Genomic DNA, 23921 nt, shown 5'->3' with positions numbered 1-23921 from the left:
ATGGCGTGGAACCAAGTCTATGCGCCGGTAGGCGGCAATCTGTGGCTGTCGGTGTTTGTCGCCTTGCTTCCGATCGTCTTCTTCTTCTACGCCCTGGCCGTTCGCCGCATGCCGGGGCACAAGGCCGGCCTGATCACCGTCGCGCTGACCGTCTTGATCGCTGTGTTCGTCTACCGCATGCCGGTTTCGATGGCCCTGGCGGCAACCGGCTACGGGATTGTGTATGGCTTGTGGCCGATCGCGTGGATTATCGTAACCGCTGTCTTTCTGTACAAGATTACGGTGAAGAGCGGGCAGTTTGCCATCATTCGTTCCTCCGTGGTGGCGATCACCGAAGACCAGCGGCTGCAGGCCATCTTGGTGGCCTTTTGCTTTGGCGCCTTCCTTGAGGGGGCGGCGGGTTTCGGCACGCCGGTGGCCATTACCGCAGCGCTTCTGGTGGGCTTGGGTTTCCATCCGCTGTACGCCGCCGGGTTGTGCCTCATCGCCAACACGGCACCGGTAGCCTGGGGTGGCGTGGGCATCCCCATTACCGTCGCCGGATCGGTATCGGGAATCGACCCGATGCTGATCAGCCAGATGGCCGGACGCCAGTTGCCGCTGTTGTCGATCCTCGTGCCGTTCTGGCTGGTGGCCATCATGGACGGCTGGCGCGGCATCCGGGAAACGTGGCCGGCCACCCTCGTGGCGGGTCTCTCCTTTGCCGCCGCCCAGTATGTGACGGCCAACTTCATCAGCCACGAGCTGCCGGACATCACCTCGGCGCTGGTTAGCCTGGCGGTGACGGCGGGCTTCTTGAAGGTATGGCGGCCGGCGTACATCTTCCGCTTTGTGCAGGGACGTCCCGTGCACATTCCGGCCCGCGAAAGCGGTCACCGGGAAGCGGCCGCAACGGCCGGCGGGACGGGGTACACCCTGGGCCAGGCGGTCAAGGCGTGGTCGCCGTTCTTGCTCCTCACGGTTGTCATCGGGATCTGGAGTCTCAAGCCGGTGAAGGATGTGCTCAGTTCCTTTACGATCCAGGTACCCGTGCCGTTCCTGCACAATGGGGTGCAAAAGGTGCCACCCGTGGTGGAAACGGTGACGCCGTACGCGGCGGAGTTCAAATTCGATTGGATCGGGGCAACGGGGACGGCCATCTTCGTGACCGCTCTCCTGACCAAGTTTCTGATCCGCATGCCGTGGCGCGACTGGTTCAAGCTGTTTGGCGAGACGGTGTGCGAGCTGTCCCGGCCGATTGTTACCGTCGGCGCCGTCCTGGGCTTTGCCTACATCGCCAATTATTCCGGGCAGTCGGCCACGCTCGGGCTGGCGCTGGCGGCGACCGGCAGCCTGTTCCCGTTCTTCTCTCCCGTGCTGGGGTGGTTGGGGGTCTTTCTGACCGGCAGCGACACGTCATCCAACGCCCTCTTTGGCAACCTGCAAAAGGTGACCGGCGAGCGCATCGGCATCGATCCGACGCTCTTCGTTGCGGCCAACACCACGGGCGGCGTGACGGGGAAGATGATTTCGCCCCAGTCCGTCGCGGTGGCCTGCGCGGCCGTGGGCCTGGTGGGGAAGGAGTCCGACCTGTTCCGCTTCACCCTCAAGCACAGCCTCCTGCTTCTTCTCGTCCTGTGCGTGTTGACCGCGCTGCAGGCGTACGGGATGCCATGGATGATCCCCGGGGGCCATTGACGAGGCGGTTGGTGCGGGATGGCCGTGACCCTTGCAGGCGGGACGGTGCTTCCCGGTGCATGGGGGTCGGTTGCGGTTGTTCGCATCGTGACAGGTTCGCTACAATGGAGGCACAACCACGATGGTTGAGGTGACGACCTCCTTGAACATCCGTCCGATCCGAACGAAGAAGCTGTATGAAGAGGTGGCCGAGGAGCTCAAGCGAATGATTCGCGAGGGCGAGCTGAAACCTGGCGATCGGCTTGCATCGGTGAAGGAGCTGGCGGAAGCGTTCAATGTGGGCCGTTCGGCGGTGCGGGAGGCGCTGAGCGCGCTCCAGGCCATGGGGCTCGTCGAGATGCGCCAGGGGGAAGGGACCTTCGTGCGCAACTACGACCCCTCCGCACTGGTCCAGCCCATTGCCGCTGCCGTCCTGATGAACCGCGAGGATATCTGCGCGTTCCTGGAGGTTCGCAAGATCCTGGAAGTGGGGGCGGCGGGTCTGGCCGCCACGCGGCGCACCGAGGAAGATCTGGCCCACATGGAAGAGGCGCTGCGGGAGATGGAGGCGAGCCTGGGGTCCTGCGAAGAGCTCGGAGAGCGGGCCGATGTCCGGTTTCACCTGGCCGTCGCCCGGGCGACGAAAAACCGCATCCTCATCAAGCTGATGAACACCATTGCCGACACGATGCAAGAGACGATGCGCGAAAGCCGCCGCCTGTGGCTGTATACCGAGGAGGCGACAGCGGAGCGCCTATACCGCGAGCACGTGCGCATCTACGAAGCCATCCGTGCGCAAGATGCGCCGTTGGCCCAGCAGCGCATGCTCGCCCACCTGGTGAAGGTGGAGGAAGTGCTGAACCAGGCTGCCGAGGCGGAGGACGACGAGTAGGCCGGGCGAAGGCCGGGGGCGAACCGTACAGCAGGCCCGAACCGGTTCACGGGAGGGGAGCGGGGCAGCCGAAGCTGCCCGACGTGAGGAAAGGCCGACGTCCAGCAAGGAGGAAAAGACGATGCGGGTCGCGCTGTTTGTCACCTGTTTGGTTGATGTCTTTTTTCCGGACGTGGCCAAGAGCGTAGTCCGGGTCTTGCGGCGCTACGGGGTGGAAGTGGAGGTCCCGCGAACCCAAACCTGTTGCGGCCAGCCGGCTTACAACAGCGGCTACCGTGCCGAGGCGCGGGAGGTGGCCAAGCAGCTGATCCGCGCCTTAGAAGGCAGCACCTACGTGGTGACGCCGTCGGGGTCGTGCGCGGCGATGATCCGTTGCGAATACCCCCGGCTGTTTGCCGATGATCCCGAGTGGCACCCGCGGGCCGAGGCGCTGGCCGCCAAGACCTATGAATTTTCCGAATTTATCGTGAACGTCTTGGGCGTGGAAGACCCCGGGGTCACGTTTCCGGCCCGGGCGACGGTCCACACGTCCTGTCACATGACGCGAGGGCTGGGGGTACAGGAGGAACCCTTGACTCTGCTCAAGAGGGTCGAGGGCCTCGAGTTGTGTCCGCTGCCCAACCGCGAAGACTGCTGCGGGTTTGGCGGTACCTTTGCTGTGAAAATGGCCGACATTTCCGCGGCCATGGCCGACGAGAAGATCGACCACATCGAGGAGACGGACGCCGAGGTGCTGATCGGCTCAGACATGGGCTGCCTGTGGCACCTGGGCGGGCGCCTGAGCCGAAGGGGGAAGCGGCTGCGCGTGCTGCACGTGGCCCAGGTTCTCGATGGGGGGAGGGAGTAGGATGCGGACAAGTGCGGAGCGATCTTTTGTCCGACGTGCCCGGCAGGCCCTTGCCGATTCCACATTGCGGGCGGCGGTGCGGAAGGCCCAGGAGCGGTTCCGTTCCGGCAAGCGGAACGCCGAAGCGGAGCTGGGCCACTGGGAGGCGTGGCGGCGCTTGGGCGAGGCGATCCGCCGCCACACGATCGAGAACCTGGATTATTACCTGGAGCAGTTGGCGGACAACGTGGAGAAGAACGGCGGCACGGTGGTGTTCTGCGCCACGGAACGGGAGGCCGTCGAGTACATCGTGCAGGTGGCGCGGGAAAAGGGCGCGCGCCGCGTGGTGAAGTCGAAGTCGATGGTCTCCGAGGAACTGCACCTCAACCGCGCCCTCGAGGCATTGGGGGTTGAGGTGGTCGAGTCGGATCTCGGGGAATACATTATCCAGCTGGCCGGCGAGCCCCCGTCGCACATCATCGCCCCGTCGATCCACAAAAACCGGCGGCAGATCGCCGAGCTGTTTTCCCGGGTGGCCGGCGAGCCGGTTCCCGACGACACCCCGTCCCTCACCCGGTTCGCCCGGCGCCGGCTCCGGCGCGCGTTTCTCGAGGCCGACATCGGCATTACCGGCTGCAATTTCGCGGTGGCCGAGACGGGCACGGTCGTGCTGGTGAGCAACGAGGGCAACGCTCGCCTGACGACGACGCTGCCGCGCGTGCACATCGCCATCATGGGCGCAGAGCGCCTGGTGCCGACGTGGGACGACCTCGATGTGATGCTCCACCTCCTGCCGCGGGCGGCGACCGGGCAGAAGATCACAAGCTATGTGACGGCCGTTTCCGGCCCCCGCCGCCCGGGGGATGCCGACGGGCCCGAGGAGTTTCACCTCGTCATTGTCGACAACGGCCGCCTGGACATCCTCGGCACCGCCTACCAGGACGTGCTCCATTGCATCCGCTGCGGGGCATGCCTCAACGTGTGCCCTGTCTATCGGCACATCGGCGGGCACGCCTACGGCAGTGTCTACTGCGGCCCCATCGGCAAGGTGCTGACACCGCTCCTCGGCGGGATGGAGGAGTGGCAGGAGCTCCCCCACGCCTCCAGCTTGTGCGCCGCCTGCAGCGAGGCCTGTCCGGTGCGCATCCCGCTCCATGAGCTCCTGATCGAGCACCGCACCGAACAGGCCTCCCGGGGCATGCGCCCGTGGGCGGAGTGCTGGGCCTTTCGCCTCTACCGGTGGGCGGCCACCCACCCGGCCTTCTACCGGCGAGCGGTGCGGTGGGCGCGCCGGGTTTTGGCCCCGCTGGCCGACCGGGAGGGCAAGGTGCGCCTTGCCGTCGGACCGCTCAAGGGCTGGACGGCGCAGCGTGACCTGCCGCTTCCGGCGCGCCAGTCCTTCCTCGACTGGTGGGAAGCGGAGGGCCGGAGGGAAGCGCAGGGGTCCAATGGCCGCACGAAAGGGGAGGAGCGCGATGGCGAACGGAGTGCGTGATGCGCGGCGGGAAGCGTTCCTGAACCGCGTGGCTGCGCGGCTGGGCAAGCCGCGGGGGCGGCGGGTGATGCGCCCCGATTTTGGACCGCTTCCCTCGCAGGCGGAGGAGCAGCTCACCACACCGGCGGCGCGCGCCGCGGCTTTTTGCCGGGCCCTGGAAGCCCTGAAGGGGCGCCCGCAGCGCGCGGCCGACCTGTCGGAACTCGACGATGCGGTGCGCGCCATCGTCCGCCGCCATGGGGTTCGGCAAGCGGTGTTGTGGGATGCGGCCCATCCGGCGCTGGAACGGGTTGAGGCGGCGCTGTGCGCCTCCGGCGTCACCGTGCGGCGCTGGCCCGACGGCGGCACGGTTTTTGCCGAGGCGTGCGAGCTGGGCGTCGTGGTGGCGGAGATGGCCGTGGCCCAGACCGGGAGCGTGGTGCTGCCGGCGCGGGGCGGGCAGGGCCGGAGCGTCAGCCTGCTGCCACCCGTTCTGTTGGTGTTGGTCGACGAGGAGCGCATCGTCGGCACGCTGACCGATGCCCTGCGCGCCATTGGCCGGCGGGCCCGCGGCGGCGACCTGCCCGCGTGCGTCAACCTCGTTACCGGTCCGAGCCGTAGTGCCGACATCGAGATGGACTTGTCCGTCGGCGTGCACGGACCCGGCGCGGTGTACGCCGTGGTGGTCGGGGCGTTGGGCTCATCGCGCGCGCGGTAGTGCAGGGCAACCCTCCCCGAGGAAACGGGGAGGGTTTAACCTTTTTGTAAACAAGCTGGTCTTTTCCTGTAGATGTGTGATTATGTATAAAGAGAAGGCCTGCGAACAAGCCCTGTCGAGTCGGGCAAGGAGGGATGCGCTGTGGTGATACGTCCGAAGGGCAAGGCTTGGCGTGTGGTCCTGATCGGTCTGTTTATCCTGGCGCTCCTTGTCACCTCGTTGCAACCCGTTTTCGCCGATGCAACGGTTGGCGAAACGGTGGTGACGCTGGGTAAAGACCTGACGCCGTCGCAGCGGCAGGCGGTGCTCCAGGAGATGGGGGTCGACCCGAACGCGGTGACCATCGTCGAGGTGACCAACGACGAGGAACACCGCTACCTGGGCAATGTCCTGCCGAAGAGCGCCATTGGGCGTCGGGCGATCTCCTCGGCCAAGATTACCCTGGAACAGCCAGGTTCGGGCGTGAACGTGGAGACGCACAACATCACGTGGGTCTCCGAGTCGATGTACGTCAACGCGTTGCTGACGGCAGGGGTAAAGGATGCCTCGGTGTACGTGACGGCGCCGATGCCGGTATCGGGGACGGCCGCCTTGACGGGCGTGATCAAGGCCTTTGAGCAGGCGACCAACACCTCTATCAGCGAAGAGCAAAAGCAGGTGGCCAACGAGGAGATGGTGCGCACGGCCCAGCTTGGCGAGAAGATCGGGAACCCCGACAAAGCGGCCGAGCTGATGCTCCGGCTGAAGGAGGAGCTGGCCAAACAGGGCGGTGACCTTTCAAACGAGGCGCTGCGCCAGTTGATCATCAATGTCGCCGGCGACCTCAACATTCAGCTGTCGGATCAGGACGTGGCGCAGCTGACCCAGCTCCTGCAGCGCATTGCCAACCTGCCGATCGACTGGTCCAGCGTGCGCGACCAAGTCGCGCTGGTGCGGGACAATCTGGACCAGATCCTCAATTCCGAAGAAACGCGCAGCGTGCTGCGGGCGTTTCTCGATTTTCTCGTCACGCTCTTTGATGCCGTGGTGCGCCTGTTCGGCTGACGCGCGTCTGCCGCGGGGCGCTTTTTTTCTGCGCGCGGAAAAAACGTTGACATTTCCGCCGACGCGGCGTATGATTATTCTCAACAACCGCACAATCGTATAGGCAGTGCACCTACTCTTATCCAGAGCGGTGGAGGGACTGGCCCGATGAAACCCGGCAACCCCGGAACGCGTTTCCGGAGAGGTGCCAATTCCAGCAGAACCCCTCAGGGGTTCTGGAAGATAAGAGGAAGGCGACGCACGGCTTGACCGCAAGCGCCCTCTTCTTATCGGAGAGGGCGTTTCTTTGTCTGAGGGCGCAGCCTTGGCGTCGTGAAGGGAGGAGGTCGGGGATGGACCGTCATGCGCGCAACACCCTTTCCATCGGTTCGTTTCAAGTGGAATGCGGCGCGGTGTTGCCCGAGGTAACCGTAGCCTACGAAACGTGGGGAACCCTTTCCCCCGAGCGGGACAATGTGGTGCTCGTCTGTCACGCACTGACCGGCGATGCGCGCGCCGCCCGCACCCCGGACGGCCCCGGGTGGTGGGAGGGGCTGATTGGCCCCGGGCGGTACATCGACACCAATCGCTATTTCGTCATCGCGTCCAACGTTCTGGGCGGTTGCTACGGGACGACGGGGCCGTCGAGCCTCAATCCGGCCACGGGCAAGCCCTACGGATCGGCGTTTCCGCCGGTGACGATTCGCGACATGGTGCGCGTGCAGGCCCGCTTGCTCGACGCCCTGGGCATCGAGCGTGTCTTGGCTGTCGTTGGCGGCTCGATGGGCGGCATGCAGGTGCTGGAATGGGGCGTGATGTATCCCGACCGCGTTGGTCGTCTGATCCCCATGGCCACGGCGGCATACCTGTCGGCCACGGCTATTGCCTACAACGACATCGGGCGGCAGGCCATCTTGGCCGATCCCAATTGGCGCGGAGGCGACTACTACCCCGGGCCCGGGCCGGAAAAGGGGCTGTCCATTGCCCGCATGGTGGGGATGGTGACGTACCGCTCGGCGGCGCTTTTTGATGCGCGCTTTGGGCGCAATGTGCGCAACGGGAAAGCACCGATCGATCCGGACGTCCTCTTTGAGGTGGAGAGCTACCTGCGCTATCAGGGAGAAAAGCTGGTTCGGCGGTTTGACGCCAACACGTACTTGCTTCTGTTGCGCGCCATGGACACCCACGACATCGGCCGCGACCGCGGCGGACTCGACGCTGCCCTTTCCCGCATTGCGGCGCCGGTGCTTTTCGTGGGGATTACGGAAGATCTCCTCTATCCGCCCGCGCACTTGCGCGAGCTGGCAGAGCGGCTGCGCCGGATGGGCAAGGACGCGCGCATGGTGGAAATTTCCACACCCTATGGCCACGACGGGTTTCTGGTCGAGTTTGACAAGATTGGTCCACACGTGCGCGCGTTCCTCGCCGAAGCGCATGCGGATGCGGTGGAAACGGCCTCACGCCAGGTGGTGTGAGGCCGTTTTACGTGTGCGCAGCCGGTCGGCAGATGGACGCACAACGGAACCTGCGGAAGCGCCCGCTTCGATACGGGACAGGCCCGTCCCTCGACAGGGGGAAACGGGGGCAGGGAAGCGAAAAAGGGATCGCGCGCGGTTCCTGAGCGTGTAAAGTTTCAGTAGGAACACGGTGAGGAAAAAACGAAAAGAGACCTCACCGCAAGTTGTCTGGCCAGGCAACTTGCCCCGACACGAAGTCGAGGAGGCGGTGAGGTCTCATGGAATGGATTCGCGAAACCGCGCAAGAAATCCTCCTTCTTGTGCAGGAAATGGCTGACCTCCTGAAGCAAAGCCCGGATTTTGAGGCATTGGAGAAGGGCATCTACCGGCTGGTGCAGCAGGCAACCCTCCGGCTTTTGCAGGCGGCCTGTGCGGAGTTGGATCAACAGTTTATGAAAAACCGGGATCGGAAGCATTTAAAGATCGTGCATCGCAAGGAGCGCACGGTCCTGACGCCCTTTGGTGAGGTGCGTATTGAGCGGCGGTACTACGTGGACCGGGAAAGCGGTCAGGGCCGGTACCTTCTGGATGAGGCGCTGGGCTTGGCACCACGCCAGCGGCTTTCGCCGTGGGCAAGACAGTTGGCCGTAGCCCTGGCGGTGGAGATGCCGTATCACCGGGCAGCGGAAGTGCTCAAGCACGTGACGCTTGGGAATGTGGACATCCGGGCCATGAGCATCTGGCAGGAGGTACAAAAGGCCGGTAGGGAATTGGGGCAACAGATCGAACAGCGGCGGCGGGATGTGTTTGAACGGGGCGTAAGCCCCAAAGGGCAACGAAAGAGCTCGGCAGTGTATGTGGAAGCGGATGAGGTTTGGGTACCAGCCCGGCGTTCGGAAGGGAAGCGGGCAACGATTCCCGTCAAGGTGGCGGTGGCCTACGAGGGAAAAGGGGACGTTTCGGCCCAGCGGCGTCGTTTGCAAGAACGTTGTGTGCATGCCGGTGTAGCAGAAGGGACGACCTTTTGGGAAGAGTGCGTGGCGAAGTTTGGTGAACATTGGGATTTCGGCGCAGTGGAGCGATGGTATGTGGGGGGTGATGGAGCGGCGTTTGTAAAAGAAGGGTGTGCGTATTTTCCGGGAGCGCAATACCGGCTCGATCCGTTTCACCTTCGTCGGAACCTGGTGGAGAGTCTTCGACATGACGAGAAGGCGTATCGGGAGGTTTGTGCTGCGCTGGCAACGTCCGATTGGGAAGGGGTTGAGCAGGCTCTGAAAGCAGCCGAACATCGCAGCCGCGGGGCACAGCGGCAGCGGGTGGTTCAGTTGCGGCGCTATCTGCGGACCAACTGGGAAGGCATTCGGGAGTTGGGAGAGCCCGTGCGATTAGGGGCGATTGAGGGACAAGTGTTTCATCACATTGCACGGCGGATGAAGCGTCATGGAGCGCGTTGGAGCGTCGAGGGGGCCGGCCGGTTGGCGCGGCTTTTGGCGTCGCGGGCAAATGGGGAACTGGCTGAAGTGGTGAAAACCAAGTGGACAGCCCAACCGGAAAGAATGAGCCATGTGTTTGGCAAAGGAGCGGCGGAGGAAAGGGAAAAGAGTTGGAGAGCAGACATAGAGGGATGGCTGCGCGCAAGGATTCCGGCCCTTAACGGGCCTGGATCCGGTGCGCCTTGGGTAAAGTATGTGCTTCGTGAGCTTGTGCGGGCGATTCCAAGAAGGGTGTAAACCGATCACTCAAATTTTTGTGTCGGGGTACCTACTGAAAGTTGACACGCACGCGGTTCCTCCGTTTCTTGACGCTTTTTTGGGACAAGGGGTACAATAATCGTGTCATAAATTGTTCAATCTTTTTACGCAAGGCTTCCGCTGGAAGCTTTTGTGTTGTTTTTCACGAAAAACGGCGGCTGCGGCAAAGGGGGGGCGTGACACGGCGGCGCGGAAAGCGACGAAAGCAGATGACAGACCTCGGATAGGAGTCGGAGGCGCTTTTGGGCGAGCGAGCGGACACAACCGTGCGGGAGAACCGTGAAGGAGGGACTTGCGTTGTCCAGCGATCGGGCCTTTGTGTACCGCCGGTTGCACTCCCTGCTGGGGGTCATCCCGGTCGGGGTGTTTCTGGTGGAGCACCTGATCACCAACTACTTTGCCACGCGCGGGGAAGAAGCCTTTACGGAGAAGGTTCTGTGGATCAACAACCTGCCGTTTTTGATCTTGCTCGAGGTATTCTTTATTTTCTTGCCCATTCTGTTCCACGGTGTCTACGGTCTGTACATTGCTTATCAGGCCAAACCCAACTTGGGCAGCTTTGGCACGTTCCGCAACACCATGTTCGTGCTGCAACGCGTAACGGGTGTCCTGACGCTCATCTTTATCGCCTGGCATGTGTGGGAGACGCGTGTGCAGGTGGCGCTCGGCAACGTGGCGAAGGAAGAGTTGTATGACCTCATGGTGTCGATCCTTTCGAATGGCTGGATGTTCGCGTTTTACCTGGTGGGCGTGATTGCGGCGGTCTTCCACTTTGCCAATGGCCTTTGGTCCTTCCTCGTTAGCTGGGGCATTACGGTGGGGCCACGGGCGCAACGCATTTCCACCTACGTGACGATGGTCATCTTCGTCTTTGTTTCGTACATCGGCGTTGCGGCGCTCCTGGCCTTCCGGAACGCAGCGGTGGCGCTTGGTTCATAATCGGGGAAGGAGTGACACGGAATGAGCAAACAGAGCCTGATCGTTGTCGGTGGCGGCTTGGCCGGCCTGATGGCTACGATCAAGGCGGCCGAAGCGAATGTGCCGGTGAAGTTGTTTTCCATCGTTCCTGTGAAGCGTTCCCACTCTGTCTGTGCCCAGGGCGGCATCAACGGTGCGGTGAACACGAAGGGGGAAGGCGACTCCCCGTGGCAGCACTTTGACGACACCATCTACGGCGGCGACTTTTTGGCCAACCAGCCTCCGGTCAAGGCGATGTGCGAGGCCGCGCCCGGCATCATTTACATGTTCGACCGCATGGGCGTGCCCTTCAACCGCACGCCGGAAGGGCTGATCGACTTCCGCCGCTTCGGGGGGACGCTGTACCACCGGACGGCGTACGCCGGAGCGACGACGGGGCAGCAACTTCTCTACGCCCTCGACGAGCAGGTGCGCCGGCACGAGGCGCGCGGCATGGTCGAGAAGTACGAGCATTGGGAGTTCCTCTCCATCGTGCTGGACGACGAGGGGCGCTGCCGCGGGATCGTGGCCCAGGACTTGCGCTCCATGGAGATCCGGTACTTCCGCGCCGACGCCGTCATCCTGGCCACCGGCGGGTGCGGGATGATCTTCGGCAAATCGACTAACTCCGTCATCAACACCGGCTCGGCGGCCTCGAGCGTGTACCAACAGGGGGCCTACTACGCCAACGGCGAGTTTATCCAGGTGCACCCGACGGCCATCCCGGGCGACGACAAGCTGCGCTTGATGTCCGAGTCGGCCCGCGGTGAAGGCGGACGCGTGTGGACGTACAAAGACGGCAAGCCGTGGTATTTCCTCGAGGAGAAGTATCCGGCGTACGGGAACCTGGTGCCGCGCGACATCGCCACGCGGGAGATCTTCCACGTGTGCGTCGACCTCAAGCTCGGCATCAACGGCGAAAACATGGTCTACCTCGACCTGACGCACAAGGATCCCAAGGAGCTGGACATCAAGCTTGGCGGGATCCTCGAGATCTACGAGAAGTTCGTCGGCGAAGACCCGCGCAAGGTACCGATGAAGATCTTCCCCGCCGTGCACTATTCGATGGGCGGGCTGTGGATCGACTACAACCACATGACGAACATTCCGGGTCTCTTTGCCGCCGGGGAGTGCGATTACCAGTACCATGGCGCCAACCGGCTGGGGGCCAACTCCTTGCTCTCCTGCGTCTTCGGCGGAATGGTGGCCGGTCCGAAGGCGATCGAGTACATGCGCGGCCTGGAAAAATCGGCCGAGGACCTGCCCAGCTCGCTGTTTGAGGCGCAGCAGAAGAAGGAGCAGGAGAAGTTCGACCAGATCCTCAAGATGGACGGAAACGAAAACGCCTACCTCCTGCACAAGGAGCTCGGCGAGTGGATGACCGACAACGTCACTGTCGTCCGTTACAACGACCGCCTGCTGAAGACCGACGAGAAGATCCAGGAACTGATGGAGCGGTGGAAGCGCATCAACGTCAACGACACGGCGAAGTGGTCCAACCAGGCGGCGACGTTCACGCGCCAGCTGTGGAACATGCTCGAGTTGGCCCGCGTGATCACGCTGGGCGCCTACTACCGCAACGAGAGCCGCGGGGCGCATTACAAGCCGGAGTTCCCGGAACGGAACGACGAGGAATGGCTGAAGACGACCAAGGCCAAGTGGACGCCCGACGGCCCGGTCTTCGAGTACGAGCCGGTCGACGTCTCCCTAATCAAGCCGCGTCCGCGTCGGTATGACGTGCCCAACAAGGCGAAGGGGGCGAAAGCATGAGCGAGCAAAAGACGGTGCGCCTGATCATCAAGCGGCAGGACGGCCCCGACAGCCAGCCCTACTGGGAAGAGTTTGACGTTCCGTACCGGAAAAACATGAACGTGATCAGCGCGCTGATGGAGATCCAGCGCAATCCGGTGAACGCCAAGGGGCAGAAAACGCGTCCCGTGGTCTGGGAGTCGAACTGCCTGGAAGAGGTGTGCGGCGCCTGTTCCATGGTGATCAACGGCCGGCCGCGGCAGGCGTGCACGGCACTGATCGACAAGTTGGAGCAACCCGTGCGCATCGAGCCGATGGCCACCTTCCCGGTGATTCGCGACCTGATCGTCGACCGCAGCCGCATGTTTGATGCCCTGAAGCGCGTCAAGGCGTGGATCCCCATTGACGGCACGCATGATCTCGGCCCCGGTCCGCGCATTCCCGAAACGGAACGGCAGTGGATGTACGAGCTGTCCAAGTGCATGACCTGCGGGGTGTGCCTGGAGGCGTGTCCGAACGTTAACGCGAAGTCCTCCTTCATGGGTCCCTTCATCTTCAGCCAGGTGCAGCGCTTCAACATGCACCCGACGGGGGCCATGCACAAGGAGGAGCGCCTGGACGCGATTATGGGCGAGGGCGGCCTGGCCGAGTGCGGCAACGCGCAAAACTGCGTCCAGGCCTGTCCGAAGGGAATCCCGCTGACCACCTCAATTGCCGCACTGAACTGGGAGCTCACCAAATACTCCTTGAAGAAATGGCTACGCTCGTGAGGCAAGCGGAGTGTATGATTCCCCGCCCGGTGCGGGGGTTTTTTGTTCGGGAGGGAATCGATGAACCTGCCGTTTCCTGAGCTGACCCCGGCCATCTTTGTGCGCCGGCTCAACCGGTTTGTGGCGGAGGTGGACCAAGACGGAGAGCGGATGCTCGTGCATGTTCCCAGCACCGGACGCCTCGATACCGTGCTTGTGCCGGGCCGTTCTTGCTACCTCCGCCTCGGAAAGGGCGGGGCGCGCCGCTATCCCTATTCGCTTTTCCTCGTGCGCGCCCCGGAAAGCTGGGTATGCATCGACGCGCTGGTGGCTAATTCGGTGGCGGCGCGTCTTCTTGCCGCCGGAACGGTGCCGGGCGTCCCCGACGGTGACGTGCGTCGCGAGGTGGCGTGGGGCGGACACCGCGTCGATTTTGCCCTTTCCGCCGAAGGCCGGCTGCATCTCATTGAAGTCAAGTCCGTCAACCTGGCCATCGAGGGCCTGGCCCTCTTTCCCGACGCGCCGACAGCGCGGGGGACGCGTCACCTGCGCGCTTTGAAGGCCGCTCAGGAAAGCGGGGCGGCCCAGGCGCATGTCCTCTTTATCGTGCAGCGCGCCGACGCCGACGCCTTTGCCCCCCACCAAGCGGTTGACCCCGCTTTTGCCCAGGCGCTGCGTGCGCTGGCGGCCGCCGGTGCAAACGTGCAGGCGGTGCGAACCCGGGTTTCTCCGGCGGGCCTGTCGGTTGCGGAGTGGCTTCCCGTCCGGTTGTAAGGGATGCGCGTACGTCCGCAGCGGACGCGTATCCCCCGTTCTCTTCCCCTTATTCCCGAAGCGGGAGGGATCATGATGCGCGCCTCGTTTGTCCAACCTGACCTCGATACGTGGTTTGGGTCGTTCCGTTTTTCCGTGCCGATCAAGGTACGTTTTTCGGAGACCGATGCCCTCGGGCATCTCAACAACGTTTCCTACATTGCCTATTTTGAACAGGGCCGGCTGGACTACTTCGAGTCCCTCGGCGTGATGCATGACCTGCTGGATCCGCGCGGTGAGCGCGCTGTGGTTACGGCCGACATTGAATGCCATTACTTGGCCCAGGTCTTCTATGGTCAGCCGCTCCGGATGTACGTGAAGACGGCGCGGATGGGCACGTCCTCCCTCGACTTGCACTACGCCCTTTGGAACGAGGCGACAGGCCAGATGGCGGCCGTGGCGCGGGGAGCGTTGGTGATGATCGACCGCCGTACCGGCAAGAGCACACCGATTCCGGAGGCCATCAAGGAAACGATTGCGGCGTACGAAGGCTTGCCCCTTACCAATCGTTGACCCCGGCCACTTGTGTCCATGCGGGCGAGCGTGCACCGCCCGTGGTTTCGGTGAGCTGTTCGGCTGAGCATTGTGCCTATTTTGCCTTCGTTCTTGCACCGTCAATGCGGCTGGCACATACGTTGGTTTTGACCGTATCCCCTCAGCCTGCAGGTGTGGACTGCACAAGGAGGTATAGCCCATTTGAAGGAGAGGGGTACCACCAAAAAGCCGCTGTTGACGAAGCGAGAGAAAGAAGTGTTTGAGCTCTTGGTGCAGGACAAGACGACGAAAGAAATCGCCCGCCAGCTCTTTATCAGCGAAAAAACGGTCCGGAACCATATATCCAACGTGATGCAGAAGTTGGGTGTTAAAGGGCGGTCACAGGCCGTGGTTGAGCTGGTGCGACTTGGCGAACTGAAAATTTAGTCGCGATCCCCTCCCCTTGCTTCTCGCCGAAGCTGGGGGGTTATTTTTGTCGGGCTGGCCGGTTTTCCAGTAGGTCGTTCAGCGCGCCGACCAGGTCGGGGTAACGGAAGCGGTACCCGAGCTGTCGGGCTTTGGCGGGCACGACGGCCTGGCCGGAGAGAAGGAGAGCCTCAGCCATTTCGCCGAATGCCGCGCGCAGGATGATGCCCGGCACGCGAAGCCAACTGGGCCGTCCCAAGACATGTCCCAGCGCGCGCGAAAAAGAAGCCTGGGTGTGCCGTTCGGGGGCCACGGCGTTGATCGGCCCGGACGCCTCCGGATGGTTGAGGCAGAAGCGGACAAGCCCGATGACGTCACGGAGATGAATCCACGGAAAGGGCTGGGTTCCCGAGCCGAGGGGACCGCCGAGAAACAGGCGAAACGGCAGGATGAGCCGCGCCAAGGCCCCGCCTTCGGGGGTGAGTACGACGCCCAGGCGCAGGAGGACAACTCGAACGCCCAACGTTTCCGCTTCACGGGCAGCCGCTTCCCAATCCCGGCAGACGCTGGCGAGAAAATCGTTGCCGGCTGGTGCTGTTTCGTCAACCGGGTCGGTGGTGGGACCGTAAATCCCCACCGCCGAGGCGCTAATCAACACACGCGGCCGTGGGGATGCGTCGCGCAAGGTTTGCACCAACAGCCGTGTGGACAACACGCGGCTGTCCCGAATGCGGCGTTTGGCTTGCGGGGTCCAGCGTTGGTTGATGGTCTCACCTGCGAGATGGACCACGGCGTCGACGCCGCCCAGTCGCTGCTCCCAACCATTATTATTCAACCACTCGGCTACGGTGGCCCGTGGGTCAATCGCTTGCGCGGCGGCCGCGTGGCGTGTCAACACGGTGATCCGGTGCCCTGCATCGAGCAGGTCAGCAACCAGCGCGCGGCCAATGAGACCGGTTCCGCCGGTAACGAGGATGTGCATGATCCCTTCCTCCTTCTGTTGCTGTGCCTTGAGTGCCAGGAAACTCGGGGTAGATGGGGCGAATTGCCTTCGTTATCCGTTTCAATCCAATTTTATCTGCGCTGCAATGACCGCGGGGCTTCCATGGCGTAGGCGGCGGGCGCTTCCCGTTACCTGGCTCCGGTGTGCGCTGCGCACTGCGAACACAGGGGCTTTCCACCCGACGTTGGTTGGGGAAGGAGTCCGAAACGGGTTCCGCTTCCGTTTGTTTGCTATAATATCCTGAGTATAAACCATCCGAACCGAACGGGAGGACAAGAATGAGCGGCCGCTTCCGGCATGATCTCGATAACGTGAACGAAATCGAGCGCCTGTTGCGCCACATGAGTTGTATCGTCAAGCAAAAGGGACGGGAGATCCTCAATCATTTCCCCATTACGCCGCCGCAGTTTGACGCCTTGCAGTGGCTTGACGAGTGCGGCGATTTGACGATCAGCGAACTGTCGAACCGCATGTACCTGGCGTGCAGTACCGTAACCGACCTCGTTGACCGCATGGAGAAAAACGGCCTGGTGGAGCGGGTGCGCGACCAGAACGATCGCCGGGTTGTGCGCATTCATCTGCTTGATAAGGGTCGGCAAATTATTCAGGAGGTGCTCAAGCGTCGGCGCGAGTACTTGGCCGAGGTGCTGGCCTTCGTGCCGCCAGACGAGGTGCGGGAGATTCGCCGTGCCCTGATCCGGCTCAACGAGACGATGGACAAGTGCTCAGGAACGTAACGGCAACATACGATACGGTACATCCTGTGAGAGAAGGGGACTACGGTATGGATGCTGCGATTGGTGTACTCGATTCTGGTGTAGGTGGATTGACGGTAGTCAAGGAGATCCTGCGTCAGCTTCCGCGTGAGCGGATCGTTTATTTTGGCGACGAGGCGCGGTGTCCCTATGGCCCGCGTCCCGCTGAGGAGGTTCGGCGGTTTACGGAAGAGATTGCGGCGTTTCTCATGCAATTCCCGCTTAAGCTGCTGGTCATCGCGTGCAACACGGCGACGGCGGTGGCACTGGAATCGCTACAGGATCGTCTTCCCATTCCCGTCGTCGGTGTGATCCAGCCGGGTGCTCGCGCGGCGATCAAGGCGACGAAGAACGGCCGCATCGGCGTGATCGGGACGGTCGGCACCATTCGCAGCCGCGCCTATGAGAAGGCCATTTTGCGCATCAATCCCCAGGTGACGGTCGTCAGCCACGCCTGTCCCGAGCTGGTTCCCCTCGTTGAATCCGGTGTTCTTCACGGTCCTGCGGCGCGGGCCGTGGTGGAGCGGGCCCTAGAGCCCCTTCAGGGGTCGGGTATCGACACGCTGATCCTGGGCTGCACGCATTATCCCTTATTGCAGCACGTAATCCAGGATGTGGTGGGCGACGGCGTGATGCTGATCAGTTCGGCGGAGGAGACCGCGCGGGAGATCAGCGCCATTCTCGCCCACCACGGGCTATTGGCCGAAGACGTGCTGGCGGATGACGGCCATCGCTTTTTCACCTCGGGAGATGTTGTGCTGTTTCGCCGCATTGCGGAACAGTGGTTTGGGTTTCCCGTTGACGTGCGGCACGTGTCACCCTCGATGAGCCTGGTGCATTTCCCGGCATAACGGTACGGGGGTGCGGAGCGGGCCGGACAACGGAGGCATATTTTCTTCCCGCAGGCTCGTATACATGGGAGTAATCAAGCCTGCGAGGAGGGAACGCCATGATGCGGTTTCGCGCGAAAGGGGGCGTTGTGGCCGCCGTTTTTGCCATCGTGATGCTGCTTGTGGCTGGCTGCGGCTTGTTTGGCCCCAATGAATCGTCCGCCCCCATCGACCCGCCACCCGACTCCCCAGGAAACGGCAATGCCGGGGCAAGCCCCAATCCGCCCGCGGGGGAAGGTGCGACACCGGCGGCGGGCGAGATCACCCAAGTGGTGTATCTGAAAAGCCCGGAAGGCTACATCGTTCCGTGGGCGCTCCAGCTGCCCAAACCGGAGGGGAACGAGTACGCCAAGCAAGTGCTGGCCTATATGGTGAAGGGCGGTCCGGTGGAAGGGCTCCTTCCCGAAGGATTTTCTGCTGTCCTGCCAGAGGGGACGAAGGTGCTCGGCCTGTCCATTAAGGACGGCGTGGCCACCGTGGACTTTTCCAAGGAATTCGCCAAGTATTCGGCGGAAGATGAGCGCAAGATTCTCGAAGCCGTCACCTGGGCGCTCACTGAGTTCGACAACATCCAGCGCGTGGTCATCTGGCTCGAGGGCAAGCCGCTGAACGTCATGCCGGTGGGCGGGACGCCGGTCAACGCTCCGCTCAGCCGCGCCGACGGCATCAATCTGGAACTGGCCGACAACGTGGAACCGGGTCGGGCGTCATATGTCACCCTTTACTTCCAGGCCGATGTTCCGTCGGGCAAGGGGTCGTATTTCGTCCCGATCACGCGCGGCATCCCCAAAACGGAGGACTTGGCTCGCGCCACGCTGGAACAGCTGATTATCGGGCCGCGTCAGGAATCAGGCTTGTACAGCGCCATCCTTCCCTCCACGCGCGTGCTCGGGGCCCATGTGGACAAGGGGGTGGCCGTGGCCAACTTTGACGATAAGCTGCTTGCCTTCAGCGAGCAGGGGGCGTCACCGGAGGCGATTCAGTCCATTGTGCTGTCGCTCACGGAGACGACCGGCGCCGAACAGGTCCTCATCCAGGTCAACGGTAAGAGCACGGGCGTCAAGGCGGCGGCGATGGACCTGTCGAAGCCGGTGGCCCGGCCGGCAATGGTTAATCCGCTGCCGTCCAATTCCCCGTGAGCCAGGCCCGGCGCAACGGCAAAGGCCCCAATCCCGTGACGGGGATTGCGGCCTCTTTTTGTGCACGAATCTGCTACACCTGGCTCGATGATCGATGCGCGAAGCCGTACCGCCGTCCCCATTTGCCGACGAGGATGGTCTGGGCAATGCCGATGAAATACTCCGATTCCCGCCGAATGTGGTTCAAGACGACGATGGCCACGGGAAGGGCACGGATGGCTTCGCTTTCCATCGACAGCCGGCCCAGAAAGGCGACAAACTGTTTGCTTTGGCGCAGCGCAAAGTCGACGAGGGCCAGCACCTGCCGCCAGACGGTCGGCGGAATCGGGTGTTTGAGCCGAATGACCGTTTCCAGGTACCGCCGCACCACGCCTTCGGTTTGCGCAAAGGCGTCTTCCCAAGCGCGGAGCGCGTCGACGAACCGCGGCTCCAGATTGGGAACGAGCTCGCGGATGACGACGGTGTGCTCGGCCTCCTGGCGTTTCCAGAACTCGGCCTCGTCCAAGATGCGCAGCGGCATCTTCGGGCCATAGACGAATTGCATGACTCTCGTCCTCCTTTCTTGCTGTGGGGTTGTGCGCGGTTATGGTTTCAGTCTATTGCCTCGCCCGGGAAAGGTGCGGCCGGTGGCGGTTTGATTCGCCGGCGGCAGGCTATGCTATAATGGTCAGGAAATGCTGACCGGCACAGGAGGAAGCGGACGATGCGAGTAGATGGGCGGAAAGCCGACGAGTTGCGACCCGTAACCATTACACCGCACTACCTAAAGTACGCAGAGGGTTCGGTGCTCATTGAAGTGGGCGATACCAAAGTGATCTGCGCGGCGACGCTGGAAGATAAAGTCCCGTCGTTCGTGCGCGGGACGGGGAAGGGATGGGTGACGGCCGAGTACGCCATGCTGCCGCGGGCCACGGAACAGCGGACGCCGCGGGAAGTCACCAAGGGGAAAGTGAGCGGCCGCACGATGGAGATCCAGCGGTTGATCGGGCGCGCCCTGCGCGCCGTTGCGGATCTGGAGGCGCTGGGGGAGCGGACCATCACCATTGACTGCGACGTGATTCAGGCCGACGGCGGCACGCGAACGGCGTCGATCACCGGGGCATTTGTGGCCATGGTGCTGGCCATGGAGCGGCTGCGTCAGGAGGGCCACGTGCCCTATCTGCCGGTGCGTGATTTTCTTGCCGCCACGAGCGTGGGGGTTTTGGGCGAGGAGTTGTTGCTGGACCTGTGCTATGAGGAAGACAGCCAGGTGAAGGTGGACATGAACATCGTCATGACCGGTTCCGGCCAGCTGGTGGAAGTGCAGGGCACGGGGGAGGAGGCTACCTTCTCGCGCGGTGAACTAGACCGCATGATCACCCTGGCCGAGAAGGGCATTCGCGAATTGGTGGCCGTGCAGCGAAAGGCGCTCGGCGAGCTGGCCGACCTGGTCGGGGTGAAGCCGCTGGCGGAAGAGGCGGCGGCACCGGCCGACGAGGCGGGCAAATCGACAGCGGAGGCGGCCGGTGCGGAGGTGGCGGGCCGTGTTCCGGCTGAATGAGCTGGTGCTGGCAACGCGCAATCCTGGAAAGGTACGCGAGCTGGCGGAACTCCTCGCCGATTTGGGCGTGACGGTGCGCAGCCTGTCCGACGTGCCCGGCGCGCCGGAGGTGGAGGAGGACGGGCAGACGTTTGCCGAGAACGCCGTGAAAAAGGCGGAGACCATTTGCCGTTTCACCGGTTTGCCCGCCCTGGCCGACGATTCGGGCCTCGAGGTGGACGCCTTGGGCGGAGAGCCGGGCGTGTACTCAGCGCGCTATGCCGGCGAAGGGGCGAGTGACGCAGCCAACAACGCGAAGCTCCTTGCCGCGCTGGAGGGCGTGCCGGCGGAAAAGCGCACGGCGCGCTACCGCTGTGTGCTGGCCCTGGCTGTCCCCGGAATGGCCACCGTGACGGTGGAGGGCGTATGCGAGGGGCTGATTGCCGAACAGCCGCGCGGTACGGGGGGATTTGGGTACGACCCCCTCTTTTACCTTCCGGGCAGGGGCAAAACGATGGCCGAGCTGAGGCCGGAGGAAAAAAACGCCATCAGCCACCGTGGCCAGGCGCTGCGGCGGCTCAAAGCCCTGCTGGTTGAACGGCGGTGGTGCGATCATGCGGGCCTTGGTGCTAAGTGACACCCACGGGCTCACCCATGAGTTGCGGGAGGTGGCCGACTGGACGTCGTTTTCGGCCATCTTCCATTGCGGCGATTTCTGCTGCGAGCGGTCGGAGTTGCCCTTCACCCCAACGTGGATCGTGCGCGGCAACTGCGATGCCGTGCGCGACGTGCCCGAGGAACAGGTGGGCGAGTGGGGCGGTGTGCGCATCCTCCTGACCCACGGCCACCGGTACCGGGTCAAAGAGACCCTGCTGCCCCTCAAATACCGCGCTCTGGAAGTTGGGGCCAACGTGGTCTTGTTTGGCCATTCACATGTCCCCGTGGCTACAATGGAAGACGGCGTCCTGCTGGTCAACCCCGGGAGCCTGGCCGCCCCGCGGAAATTTCCCCGTCCCACATATGCGGTGTTGGAGGTTGTGGGCAAAACGGTGCAGGTCATCTATTACGATGGAAAGGGAAAGGTTGTGGAGGAGCTGGGCGGCACGTTTCACCTTTCCCCCATGCCTTGAGGGATGTGCGGAAGGATGGTAAAATAACTACGGTAGCGCGCGGAGGAGCGCGCAAGACGCGTCCCAGTAGCTCAGCTGGATAGAGCAGCGGCCTTCTAAGCCGTCGGTCGGGGGTTCGAATCCCTCCTGGGACGCCATACATACCCCTGTTTGGACGGATGGTTTTGCAGGTTTCCCAGCCGGAAGACACCCCTCACTCTTCGCCGAGTGAGGGGTTTTTTCGTGGTCGGCCGGGGTGCGGCATTCCGGGCAGGGGGTGCCGGTTGGAAAAATTTTTCGACAATCCTCGCGGCCCGGCGTTCCTGTGGATAACGTTTTCCACACTGTCAACAGGGCGATGTGGATGGCAATTGCGGGAAAAGGATGGTCCGTCGGCCAATTGTTCACGGGAAATGCACAGCTTCGTCCACACCGTTTGTGAATAACTCTTCAGCTTGAAGGAAGCACAGGGGCATGCTACCATAGGGGCACCGCAACCCACGCGAGCCGGCATGGGGGTGATGGGGATGCGCGATTTACCGGACGAGCTTTTGTTGGAGGCGTACCAGAAAGCCATCGAATTGCAACTGGACCTGCTGTTCATCCAGCTGCTGGGGGACGAAATCCGCCGACGTGGCCTACTTCTCTGAGCGGATCCGGCGCGCGAAGCCGTCTACTCCTCAAGTTCCCCCGGATGACGGGACGTGGCAATGCCGCTTTGGGAAACGGTGAGAGGCCAACGTCCCGTTTCTTGTTGGGGTTCCGATACGCGGCGTCGCTCGTTGGCCTCTCCTACGCTGGCGGTGGCCGCACCATCGGGAACCGTTTCATGTTATGCTAGAGATGTACTAGATGAACGTCGCCCCGCTGGGGGCTTCCTCGTCGTCCTCGGCCTCCCCATGCGCCGCATGCCTGCGGGACGGCGAGCGGTCGTAGTGCAAAGCGAAGAAGAAACGGAGGAGAAACGGAGGGATCGTCATGGCTGTGGAAACTTCGCGGCCGGTTACGAGGACGGTGCTGGTGGCCGGCGACGTAGTCGTATTTTTGCTCTTTTCGGTGTGGGGACGTGCGAGCCACGGCATGTCGCTGGGGGTGCTCGACGTGCTCAAGACGGCGTTTCCCTTCCTTGTCGCCTGGCTGGTGGTGGGTGCGGCGTTGAAGGCGTTTCGGCTGGATACCGCCCGCACCGCGGCCGGGACGGTGAAGCGGGTGACGGGCATCTGGCTGGTGGCCGGTGTGGCCGGTTTGGCGTTGCGCGCCCTGTTGGTGGGCCATGCCATCATTCCTAGTTTCGCCATCGTGACGCTGATATCGGTCTGGGTGCTCCTTGTGGCCTGGAGGCTGGCATTCTGGTGGTTCTTCCTGCGTCCGGCGTGGCAGTAAAGACGGGTAGGCCGCACCGACGAAGCGAAACGGAGCGAGGACATGGATCGCGAACGGTTTAATCGGCCGTCCGACAATGTGGTAGTGCTGCCCGGAGCGGTGCGCCGGCTCCTGGAACAGGCGGTGCAGGCCGGGAAGCGGGGCGACGATGGGAAGGCGTGCGACTGCTTTCGGGAAGCGGCACGGCTGGATCCCCGGAACGCCCCCGCCCGGTTTGGGTATGCGCTGTCCCTGTTGAAACTGGGGCGGTACGAGGACGCGGCACGCGAAACGGAAGCCCTGCTCTTTGACGAGGTGGGGGATCCCTACGAGGCCTTGCGGTTGCATGTGGTGGCGCTGCTCCATCTCGGGCGGTACGAGGAAGCGATGCACCATCTCATGGCCGTGCTCGACGACGACAGCCTGTTGCCGACGGTGGCGCGGGAGTTTGAAGAACTGCTCCTGCTGTGTGCCGAGGCCGTGCAGGAAGCGCACAACGTCGGTTCACCGGCCAATGCGGGAGAGGCCCAGGTCGCGGCGCGCGTACGGGCGCGGGCGGAGGCCGATCCCGGATACCGCGAACGGTTGGCGTCCGACTTGTTTGCTGCCGACCGTGAGCGGCAGCTTGCCGCCTTAGAGCAGCTGAAGCACCTGGACGACGAGCCGACCACCGCAGTGATCATGCGCTTTTTGCGCTATGAGGCGGGGGATCCGGTTGTCAAAACCCTTGCCCTCTCAGTTCTCAAGGCGCGCGGTGAGCGCGGGGTCGTGGTGATCGAGAAATTTGGCAGATCGTGGCCTGTCGATATCGCGCAGGCGCCGACGGAATGGCACGATCTCGACGAATGCGACCGTGCGGTGTACGCGTGCTTAGCCGGACAGGGGTATCACGAGGATCCGGCCCTGGTGCGATTTGCTTACCACCTGTGGATGGAGTACCGCTTGGCCCTGTTCCCGCTCGCGCCCGCGCGCCGGAAGCCGGACGTGTGGGCGGCGGCGCTTCATGTTCTGACGGCCGGCTTCTTTTCGGGACGCGCGCGGCGCAAGGAGATCGCGAAGCGCTACGGCGTTTCGCCGCAGGCCGTTTCCCGCGCGTGCCGGGATCTGGACCGCGTGCTGGGCGCCGTCGGCGGAAATGGCTCGGTACATTGATCGGTACATTGATTGGCTGCGGAGGTT

The 23921-nt window shown here is 63.2% G+C and carries 25 protein-coding genes, 1 tRNA gene and 1 riboswitch; of the genes, 24 read left to right on the top strand and 2 right to left on the bottom strand.

What is annotated here, in order from left to right:
* The 14 genes from ACYQ0Z_RS02060 to ACYQ0Z_RS01995 all read left to right on the top strand — a co-directional run bounded on the left by ACYQ0Z_RS02060 (position 1) and on the right by ACYQ0Z_RS01995 (position 14986).
* Positions 1 to 1677: a lactate permease LctP family transporter gene (locus ACYQ0Z_RS02060; RefSeq protein WP_459863961.1), complete on the top strand. Its 1677-nt coding sequence runs from the start codon at positions 1 to 3 to the stop codon at positions 1675 to 1677.
* 121 nt (positions 1678 to 1798) lie between these two features.
* Positions 1799 to 2548, top strand: coding sequence for a FadR/GntR family transcriptional regulator (locus tag ACYQ0Z_RS02055; RefSeq protein ID WP_459863959.1), 750 nt, complete (start codon positions 1799 to 1801; stop codon positions 2546 to 2548).
* Between the two features lie 121 nt (positions 2549 to 2669).
* The gene (locus ACYQ0Z_RS02050) at positions 2670 to 3395 is read left to right on the top strand and encodes a (Fe-S)-binding protein (protein ID WP_459863957.1); all 726 of its coding nucleotides are present in this window, start codon (positions 2670 to 2672) and stop codon (positions 3393 to 3395) included.
* A 1-nt stretch (position 3396) separates the two neighbouring features.
* Positions 3397 to 4869: a LutB/LldF family L-lactate oxidation iron-sulfur protein gene (locus tag ACYQ0Z_RS02045; RefSeq protein WP_459863955.1), complete on the top strand. Its 1473-nt coding sequence runs from the start codon at positions 3397 to 3399 to the stop codon at positions 4867 to 4869.
* Positions 4850 to 5566 (top strand): LutC/YkgG family protein, encoded by a 717-nt coding sequence (locus ACYQ0Z_RS02040; protein ID WP_459863953.1) that lies wholly within the window; start codon positions 4850 to 4852, stop codon positions 5564 to 5566. Before ACYQ0Z_RS02045 ends, ACYQ0Z_RS02040 begins: the two co-directional genes overlap by 20 nt.
* A 144-nt stretch (positions 5567 to 5710) precedes the next feature.
* The gene (locus ACYQ0Z_RS02035) at positions 5711 to 6610 is read left to right on the top strand and encodes a DUF1002 domain-containing protein (protein ID WP_459863951.1); all 900 of its coding nucleotides are present in this window, start codon (positions 5711 to 5713) and stop codon (positions 6608 to 6610) included.
* Between the two features lie 115 nt (positions 6611 to 6725).
* A riboswitch (SAM riboswitch) is annotated at positions 6726 to 6839 on the top strand.
* Between the two features lie 103 nt (positions 6840 to 6942).
* Positions 6943 to 8064 (top strand): homoserine O-acetyltransferase MetX, encoded by a 1122-nt coding sequence (gene metX, locus ACYQ0Z_RS02030; protein ID WP_459863949.1) that lies wholly within the window; start codon positions 6943 to 6945, stop codon positions 8062 to 8064.
* A gap of 260 nt (positions 8065 to 8324) precedes the next feature.
* On the top strand, positions 8325 to 9776 hold the full coding sequence (locus tag ACYQ0Z_RS02025) for an ISLre2 family transposase (RefSeq protein WP_459863947.1): 1452 nt from the start codon (positions 8325 to 8327) through the stop codon (positions 9774 to 9776).
* Between the two features lie 318 nt (positions 9777 to 10094).
* Positions 10095 to 10736, top strand: coding sequence for a succinate dehydrogenase cytochrome b558 subunit (locus tag ACYQ0Z_RS02020; protein ID WP_459863945.1), 642 nt, complete (start codon positions 10095 to 10097; stop codon positions 10734 to 10736).
* Between the two features lie 21 nt (positions 10737 to 10757).
* The gene (gene sdhA / locus ACYQ0Z_RS02015) at positions 10758 to 12524 is read left to right on the top strand and encodes a succinate dehydrogenase flavoprotein subunit (protein ID WP_459863943.1); all 1767 of its coding nucleotides are present in this window, start codon (positions 10758 to 10760) and stop codon (positions 12522 to 12524) included.
* Positions 12521 to 13273, top strand: coding sequence for a succinate dehydrogenase iron-sulfur subunit (gene sdhB / locus ACYQ0Z_RS02010; RefSeq protein WP_459863941.1), 753 nt, complete (start codon positions 12521 to 12523; stop codon positions 13271 to 13273). The genes sdhA and sdhB overlap by 4 nt, the downstream gene beginning before the upstream one ends.
* A 60-nt stretch (positions 13274 to 13333) precedes the next feature.
* A complete protein-coding gene (gene sfsA / locus ACYQ0Z_RS02005) occupies positions 13334 to 14026 on the top strand; it encodes a DNA/RNA nuclease SfsA (protein ID WP_459863939.1) in 693 nt (230 codons plus the stop codon).
* Positions 14027 to 14101: 75 nt separating this feature from the next.
* Complete coding sequence (locus ACYQ0Z_RS02000; RefSeq protein WP_459863937.1) at positions 14102 to 14578, top strand: acyl-CoA thioesterase; 477 nt, start codon at positions 14102 to 14104, stop codon at positions 14576 to 14578.
* Between the two features lie 183 nt (positions 14579 to 14761).
* Entirely contained in the window at positions 14762 to 14986 is a 225-nt protein-coding gene (locus ACYQ0Z_RS01995; protein ID WP_459863935.1) for a helix-turn-helix domain-containing protein, read from the top strand.
* Positions 14987 to 15026: 40 nt separating this feature from the next.
* Here the strand turns inward: ACYQ0Z_RS01995 and ACYQ0Z_RS01990 are convergent, their stop codons facing one another.
* The gene (locus ACYQ0Z_RS01990; protein ID WP_459863933.1) at positions 15027 to 15947 is read right to left on the bottom strand and encodes a TIGR01777 family oxidoreductase; all 921 of its coding nucleotides are present in this window, start codon (positions 15945 to 15947) and stop codon (positions 15027 to 15029) included.
* Positions 15948 to 16246: 299 nt separating this feature from the next.
* Between ACYQ0Z_RS01990 and ACYQ0Z_RS01985 the strand changes: the two genes are divergently transcribed.
* The 3 genes from ACYQ0Z_RS01985 to ACYQ0Z_RS01975 all read left to right on the top strand — a co-directional run bounded on the left by ACYQ0Z_RS01985 (position 16247) and on the right by ACYQ0Z_RS01975 (position 18752).
* Positions 16247 to 16705, top strand: coding sequence for a MarR family winged helix-turn-helix transcriptional regulator (locus ACYQ0Z_RS01985; RefSeq protein ID WP_459863931.1), 459 nt, complete (start codon positions 16247 to 16249; stop codon positions 16703 to 16705).
* A gap of 47 nt (positions 16706 to 16752) precedes the next feature.
* Positions 16753 to 17574 carry a glutamate racemase gene (gene racE / locus ACYQ0Z_RS01980; RefSeq protein WP_459863929.1) on the top strand — a complete coding sequence of 274 codons (822 nt, stop codon included), beginning with the start codon at positions 16753 to 16755 and terminating at the stop codon, positions 17572 to 17574.
* Positions 17575 to 17672: 98 nt separating this feature from the next.
* Positions 17673 to 18752 (top strand): GerMN domain-containing protein, encoded by a 1080-nt coding sequence (locus ACYQ0Z_RS01975; RefSeq protein ID WP_459863927.1) that lies wholly within the window; start codon positions 17673 to 17675, stop codon positions 18750 to 18752.
* Between the two features lie 73 nt (positions 18753 to 18825).
* Here ACYQ0Z_RS01975 and ACYQ0Z_RS01970 read toward each other — a convergent pair whose 3' ends face one another.
* Positions 18826 to 19296, bottom strand: coding sequence for a DUF2935 domain-containing protein (locus tag ACYQ0Z_RS01970; protein ID WP_459863925.1), 471 nt, complete (start codon positions 19294 to 19296; stop codon positions 18826 to 18828).
* 159 nt (positions 19297 to 19455) lie between these two features.
* Between ACYQ0Z_RS01970 and rph the strand changes: the two genes are divergently transcribed.
* The 7 genes from rph (at position 19456) to ACYQ0Z_RS01935 (ending at position 23894) form a co-directional block, all read left to right on the top strand.
* Complete coding sequence (rph, locus tag ACYQ0Z_RS01965) at positions 19456 to 20292, top strand: ribonuclease PH (protein WP_459863923.1); 837 nt, start codon at positions 19456 to 19458, stop codon at positions 20290 to 20292.
* On the top strand, positions 20285 to 20908 hold the full coding sequence (locus ACYQ0Z_RS01960) for an XTP/dITP diphosphatase (protein WP_459865065.1): 624 nt from the start codon (positions 20285 to 20287) through the stop codon (positions 20906 to 20908). The genes rph and ACYQ0Z_RS01960 overlap by 8 nt, the downstream gene beginning before the upstream one ends.
* Positions 20886 to 21401, top strand: coding sequence for a metallophosphoesterase (locus ACYQ0Z_RS01955; RefSeq protein WP_459863921.1), 516 nt, complete (start codon positions 20886 to 20888; stop codon positions 21399 to 21401). The genes ACYQ0Z_RS01960 and ACYQ0Z_RS01955 overlap by 23 nt, the downstream gene beginning before the upstream one ends.
* Before the next feature lie 60 nt (positions 21402 to 21461).
* Positions 21462 to 21538 (top strand) — tRNA-Arg (locus tag ACYQ0Z_RS01950).
* Between the two features lie 369 nt (positions 21539 to 21907).
* The gene (gene sda, locus ACYQ0Z_RS01945; protein ID WP_459863919.1) at positions 21908 to 22030 is read left to right on the top strand and encodes a sporulation histidine kinase inhibitor Sda; all 123 of its coding nucleotides are present in this window, start codon (positions 21908 to 21910) and stop codon (positions 22028 to 22030) included.
* A gap of 328 nt (positions 22031 to 22358) precedes the next feature.
* Positions 22359 to 22763 (top strand): DUF3054 domain-containing protein, encoded by a 405-nt coding sequence (locus ACYQ0Z_RS01940; protein ID WP_459863916.1) that lies wholly within the window; start codon positions 22359 to 22361, stop codon positions 22761 to 22763.
* A gap of 42 nt (positions 22764 to 22805) precedes the next feature.
* Complete coding sequence (locus tag ACYQ0Z_RS01935; protein WP_459863914.1) at positions 22806 to 23894, top strand: tetratricopeptide repeat protein; 1089 nt, start codon at positions 22806 to 22808, stop codon at positions 23892 to 23894.
* Positions 23895 to 23921: the final 27 nt, after the last annotated feature.

The organism is Calditerricola yamamurae (assembly GCF_054654135.1).
Note: the sequence above shows the minus strand (reverse complement) of the source record. Positions and strands in the feature narration are given on the sequence as shown.